This window comes from Secundilactobacillus collinoides DSM 20515 = JCM 1123, from assembly GCF_001435975.1.
GTDB classification, from domain to species: domain Bacteria; phylum Bacillota; class Bacilli; order Lactobacillales; family Lactobacillaceae; genus Secundilactobacillus; species Secundilactobacillus collinoides.
Map to the genome: position 1 here is coordinate 84,931 of NZ_AYYR01000054.1, position 6,654 is coordinate 91,584.

3 protein-coding genes are annotated in these 6,654 nt (G+C 48.8%); 2 read left to right on the forward strand and 1 reads right to left on the reverse strand.

Annotated features, from left to right (window positions below; all coding sequences use genetic code 11):
* Positions 1 to 58: 58 nt before the first annotated feature.
* Complete coding sequence (locus tag FC82_RS09880) at positions 59 to 2,806, reverse strand: HAD-IC family P-type ATPase (protein ID WP_056996890.1); 2,748 nt, start codon at positions 2,804 to 2,806, stop codon at positions 59 to 61.
* Between the two features lie 455 nt (positions 2,807 to 3,261).
* Here FC82_RS09880 and FC82_RS09885 point away from each other — a divergent pair, with 455 nt between their 5' ends.
* Positions 3,262 to 5,424 (forward strand): RNA degradosome polyphosphate kinase, encoded by a 2,163-nt coding sequence (locus tag FC82_RS09885; RefSeq protein ID WP_476707416.1) that lies wholly within the window; start codon positions 3,262 to 3,264, stop codon positions 5,422 to 5,424.
* A complete protein-coding gene (locus FC82_RS09890; protein ID WP_056996892.1) occupies positions 5,424 to 6,359 on the forward strand; it encodes a Ppx/GppA family phosphatase in 936 nt (311 codons plus the stop codon). Before FC82_RS09885 ends, FC82_RS09890 begins: the two co-directional genes overlap by 1 nt.
* The last annotated feature ends 295 nt before the right edge of the window (positions 6,360 to 6,654 follow it).

A 6,654-nucleotide genomic window follows, 5' to 3' on the forward strand; every position in this document is an offset into this window, starting at 1 on the left:
AAAACAGCAGTTGATTCTTAAATGAGAATCAACCGCTGTTTTTTTATTCTTACAGAAATTATTTACCCATCCGAGACTGGTGCATATCATCCCAGCGCAACCGGAACAGTTTCACGATTTCGGTTACAACAAGGACGACAAAGCCAGCGATGATTGGAATGCCCCAACCGTACCAGAAGTTCACACTTGTAGTATGGAAGACCCCCTGCATAAACGGCAGGTAGATGATACCTAGTTGGAGGACGATCAGCAGGCCGATAATATAGAACGCCATTTTGTTTTGGAAGAAGTACTTGGAAATGACCGGGTGGTTGTTCCGGAGGTTAAACAGGTAGAAAATCTTCCCAAAGATGACCACGTTCAACGTCATAGTGCTCCCAACGGCAGCTGTGATCGAGTGGTTGACCAGCATGTCGTAAGCCAGCATCCCCAAACCGGAGATCAACAGTGAGACATAAATGACTTCCACAACGTCAAACTTGCTCATAATTCCGGCTTTCACATCTCGGGGTCCCCGCGCCATGATGTCGTTTTCGGCGGGTTCAAAGATGAACGCGAATTGAATCGTTAACGCGGAGACCATGTTGATCCACAACAATTGAGTTGGGAACAGCGGCAATGATTGGTCTAAGAGGATGCTCAGAACCACAATCAGGCCTTCAGCGAAACTTGTTGGTAATAGGAACCGAATCGTTTTACGGATATTATCGAAGACGTGGCGGCCTTCACGCACCGCCGTTAAAATGGTGGTGAAGTTGTCATCGGCCAAAACCATATCGGCTGAGCCTTTGGCGACGTCGGTTCCCTTGATCCCCATGGCAACCCCGATATCGGCTTGCTTAAGGGCGGGCGCGTCGTTGACACCGTCACCGGTCATCGAGACAACGTGACCACGGGCCTGTTGTGCTCGGACAATCCGCAGCTTATCGGCGGGTGTGGTTCGGGCAAAAACGGTGTAGGTGTCGATTTTGGCGGTGAGTTCTTCATCGCTCATTTCGTTAATTTCCGGGCCGGTAATGGCCTTTGGCACTTCCGCCAGGTTCAACTGACTGGCGATAGCGGCTGCGGTATCGGGGTCGTCACCGGTGATCATTTTGACTTGAATACCGGCAAATCGTAATTGTTGAACGGCCTTAGCAACTTCGGGACGCGGCGGATCGATGATGCCGACCATCCCAACGATAACCAAACCATCCCCAATTTGGTTTGGCTCAATTTCTGTTTCATCCGACGCAACGGACTGGTAGGCGAGTGCCACCACCCGTTTTCCTTGGTGCGTCAACGTATCTAAACGGGACTGCCACTGGTCGAGTGACGTGTCCCCGCCGTGATCTTGAATCAATCGGATCAAGGTCTGCGGTGCTCCTTTAACGAGGAGAACACGCTCTTGATCCATGTCGACTAATCGTGCTGAATAACGGAAAGCGGAGTCAAACGGCAACGATTCAATTTCATTTAATTCTGGTTCACTACCAGTCAGTTTGTGATACAGCGCAGTCAAGGCACCGTCAGTTGGCTCACCGGCTAAGATCCACTGGCCGTTTTCCTCATGGAAGGCGGCGTCAGAGGTCTGACCAGCAATGTTGACTAACCAATTCAGATCATGGTTGTCCTGCCAGCTGACCGGCTGCGCACTATCGTTTAACACTTGCCCTTCAGAATCGTAACCCACCCCGGAAACGGTATAGGCGTGATGGTTGGTCAAAATGTCGGTGACCGTCATTTCATTCTTCGTCAGCGTCCCGGTCTTGTCGGTATTGACAATGTCCACGGCACCCAACGTTTCCACAGCTGGCAACGTCTTGACGATGGCGTGCTGTTTCGTCAACCGACGGGTCCCCATGGCCAGCACCACTGAGGTACTGGCGGGCAATCCTTCCGGCATCGACCCCACGACCATGGTGATCACGGCAATCAGCAATGTTGGCAGGCTGTACACTTGGGTGATCATCCCGAGGACGAACAACAGCACGGCGGCAATCACGATAGCAACGGATAAACCGAAGCCAAGCCGGTTCAGGTTCTGCATCAGCGGCGTTGGCTTAGCCTTGACCTCTGCTACGTCCTGCTGAATTTTACCGATTTCAGTATGGGTCGCGGTGGCAATCACAATACCAAGACCGGAACCGCTGGTAACGGCCGTTGACGCGAATGCCATGTTACTGCGTTCGGCTAACGGTAAACTATCAGCATCAAGCGGATCCTCCGTTTTTTCGACCGAATTGGTTTCCCCGGTCAGGACGGATTCCTGGATGTTCAGGTTATCGGCAGAAATTAAGCGCATGTCAGCTGGTACCGAATCGCCGGCTTCCAATTGAACAAGGTCACCGGTAACGAGTTCACGCGAAGGGAGCTCAACCTTTTGACCGTCACGGATGACGTAGTTTTCAGAGACCAGCAGTTCCTTGATCTTATCCAGTGCGTTGTCCGCCGAAATTTCTTGGAAATAACCGATTAGGGCGTTGGCGATGATCACCAGCCCGATAACGATTGAATCCGAATACCGATGCAGCAAAAAGGTAATGATGGCTGCAGCCGCCAAGATGTAGATGATACTGCTATTAAACTGTTTTAAGAATCGCAACAAATTGGATGGCTTTTTCGCCTGCAGTTCATTTGGCCCCTGTTGGTTGAAACGGGTCTTTGCCTCCTGGGTGGTTAATCCATCTTCACAGTTGGTGTGCCACTGTTCTTCCAATGCGGTCGTTGTCTGCGCCCAAATTTGTTGCTGACTGGGTCCGGCGTCCGTGTTTTCCTGCGGCGCGTCGGGGGTTTTATTAGAAATTGAATCTGTTTCGTTTGCCATTAAAATAATCATCCTTCCGAAAATAAATAATTAGCGATCTGGAACGTCGATGTTCAAGAATTTCACGAGCAAGGTGCATCCCTTCTTTCTCAATAGTCGTTCCTCTATTATATCGAAGTTTGCCCATCTTGAGAATCGGAAAGAATTCGGTTTTGCTAATTTAATAATCTTATAATATATATAAGCTCAAAACACAAGGCAAAAACGTTGCCTCGCCTGTGATTTTCGAAGCGTTTAGCCCCTCTGTTTTCGGGTGAAAACGAGAATCTTCTACGAGTTTTATTGCCACCGAATGCAACCAGGAAAATTTTCAGTACAGAATACGGGAAAAACAATGGCGTTCCGCGGTATTATAAGAGGTGAGTACAAGTTACAACCTGAAAGCTGATTTTCAGGGTGACATTTGGGGCGCAAAACACTGACACAAAAAGGAGTGTTTCGACATGAGCGAGAAAATCGACTATAACAACTTTGATTACTACACGAACCGGGAACTCAGCTGGTTGGACTTTAACGACCGGGTCTTGGAAGAGGCCCGTGACGAGGCCAACCCGTTTTTGGAACGGTTATCTTTTTTAAGTATTACCCAGAGTAACCTTGACGAGTTCTTCATGGTACGGGTGGCGTCACTGGCTAAACTGGCGGCGGTCAACTACCCGGAACCAGAGGCGTCAGGCATGACGGCTGAGGAACAGTTAAAAGCGGTTAACCAAAAGGCTCACGTGCAGCTGACCAAGCAGTACCAGACGTTGGACAATCTGTTGCCGGATTGTGAACGATTAGGTATCCATCTGAAAACGGTCAAACAGTTAACGGACAAACAATATCAGTACATTAAGAACTATTTTCATGACGACCTTTATCCGGTTCTGACGCCCATGGCAGATGACAGCTCACGACCGTTTCCGTTTATCGCAAATGACACCCTGAATTTGGCAATTCAGCTAAAGAAGGGCGGCAACGATGAACCGTTGTACGCCACACTGCAGATCCCGGATGTTTTTCCGCGGGTGTTGCGACTGCCCGATGACGATAATGCCTTCATTTTAATCGAAGACGTGGTCAAAGAATTTGTGAGTCAGCTGTTTGTGAACTACAAAATTAAATCCAGCAGCGCTTTTCGGGTGATTAGGGACATGGACTTGGATGTCGCTGAAGAGGATACGTCCGACCTGCTGAAAGAGGTCCAGCAGCAGTTGAAACTGCGGGAGCACGGGGACGTGATCCGATTGGAAGTTGAGAGCAGTATCAGTAAGAAATTATTGAAACGATTGACCACGGAACTCAACGTTGAGCCGTTTGCCATCTACGAGGTCCAAGGGCCGCTCGACCTGACCTTCTTGAAGCACGTGGTTAAGGAAACAAACGGGCATGATGACCTGAAATACCCAAAGTATAAGGCCTACCAGCCTAAGGCACTGTCCGCTCAGAGCAACATTTTTGATGCCATCAGTCAACATGATTGGCTGATGCAGCACCCCTACGATAAATTTGACCCCGTTGTCGAATCTATTCGTCAAGCGTCAAGTGATCCCGACACGTTGGCCATTAAAATGACCCTGTACCGGGTATCTGGTGATTCACCAATTATTCGTTATTTGGGACAGGCGGCGCAAAATGGGAAACAGGTTACCGTTTTGGTAGAAGTTAAAGCGCGGTTTGATGAACAAAATAATGTGCATTGGGCTAAAAAATTGGAAACGATGGGCTGTCACGTTATTTATGGCCTGATTGGCCTGAAAACTCACTGCAAGTTGTCGCTGGTCGTTCGCCGAGAAGAAAACGGCATTCGCCGGTACATGCACATGGGAACCGGGAACTATAACGATGCGACGGCTCACTTCTACACGGACATGGGGTTGTTCACAGCTAACAACGACATGGGAATCGATGCCACTAACATCTTTAACATGTTGTCCGGCTATTCACGGCCGCCGTTTTTCCACGAACTGCACATCTCACCAGAGGGCATTCGCGACTTTATCGATGAAAAACTGGACGCGGCCATTCAAGTGGTAAAGGACGGCGGCACTGCCCACGTTCAGATGAAAATGAATTCGCTGTCCGATCAGGAAATTATCGCACATCTGTATCGCGCGTCGCACGCGGGGGTTGAAATTGATATTATCGTGCGGGGTATTTGTTGTTTGCGAACCGGTATTAAGGACGTCAGCGACAACATTACGGTGCATTCGATCGTTGGCCGATTCTTGGAACACAGCCGGATCTACATCTTTGATTTCAACGGTGAACAAACTGTCTTTCTGTCGAGTGCCGACATGATGACGCGAAATCTGAATCGGCGGGTCGAACTGCTATTTCCAGTGAAACAGTCTGATTTGCGGGACCGAGTTTTGGCCATTTATGACATTATGTGGACGGACAACGTTAAGACGCGGGTTCTCGCGGCGGACAACACTTACAAACGTGTTAGTCGCGGCGGGAAACCGGCGAATGAATCGCAAGCGGTGTTTGTCGCAGACGCTGAAAAGAAAGTGGCATTTGCGCAAGCACGCGCTGAACAAAATAAGTTATCAAGTTTGCAATCGGCGGGTGAACGCCAACCGGAAACACCTGATCAGTCTGATTCTGCCAACCCTGATGGAAGTGACGCTTAGTGGAAAATTTTGCGGTAATTGATTTAGGATCAAATTCGGCTCGTCTGAGTGTGACTAGAATTGACGATAATGGCGAAACAACGCCGGTCACACAACTGAAATCATATGTGCGGTTGTCGGAAAATATGGGTGCGGAGCGCATTTTGCAGCCGGAAGCCATCGACCGGACATTAGGCGCGTTGAAAGAATTTAAAACAATCTATGATAAGGAAAAAAATGTACAAGTGAAGGCAATTGCGACTGCGGCGACACGGCAGGCTAGTAACCAGAAGGCCTTTTTAAAACAGGTGGCTGAACTGGGTATCGACCTCAAGGTGATTCCCGGCACAACGGAAGCCTATTACGATTACCTTGGGGTGAGTGAGACGCTGCCCATGCCCAACGCTGTAATCTTGGATACGGGAGGTGCCAGCACTGAAATCATTTTGGTGCAGAACAACAAAGTGAAGCATCTGATCAGCATTCCAATCGGCAGCGTCACGCTGACGCAGGGCTATCTGCCGGCTGACGTGATTCCTGCCAGTAACTTGTTTAACGTTATGACATACGTGAATAACCTATTGTCTGGCGTCTGGTGGTTGCGTAATGGCCTGCATTTACCGATTATCGGGTTAGGCGGATGCAATCGAACCCTGGCTAAGATTGATCGCCGTTACAACCGATTCTCGGATTATGAAGACATTCACGGCTATCAATTGAGTCGTGAAGTTGTGGACAATACCTTTTCGAAAATTGTGGATCGTGATTTAGACGGCCGCAAACAGATTCCAGGGTTGAGCAAGGACCGCGCGGATATCATTGTTGGCGGATTGATCCCACTGGTATTGATGATGCGCTATTTAGATTCAGACCGAATCACGTTTTCAAACAGCGGTCTGCGGGATGGTGTTTTATTCGAACATTTACGTCAGTTGCGGGATAGTGTGGTTAAGTAGTAAGAGAGTGGAAGAAAGCGGTTAGAGACCAGAACGTAAGCGCCATTAGAGACAAATCCCGATCTTGGATTTGTCTCTAATGGCGCTTACGTGGCCGGTCTCTGCTTTCTGGAGCTCGTTTCCGCTCGGTGGCCTAGAAAGAGCGGTATAAATTTATTTCCTTGGTTAATCTTAGGAGAGAGTGGAACAAACCGGTTAAAGACTGGAGCAGAAGCGGACTATTTTATAAAATCCTGGGCTTTATAAAATCCTGGGCTTAGATTTTGTAAAATAGTCCGCTTCTGTGCAAGTCTTT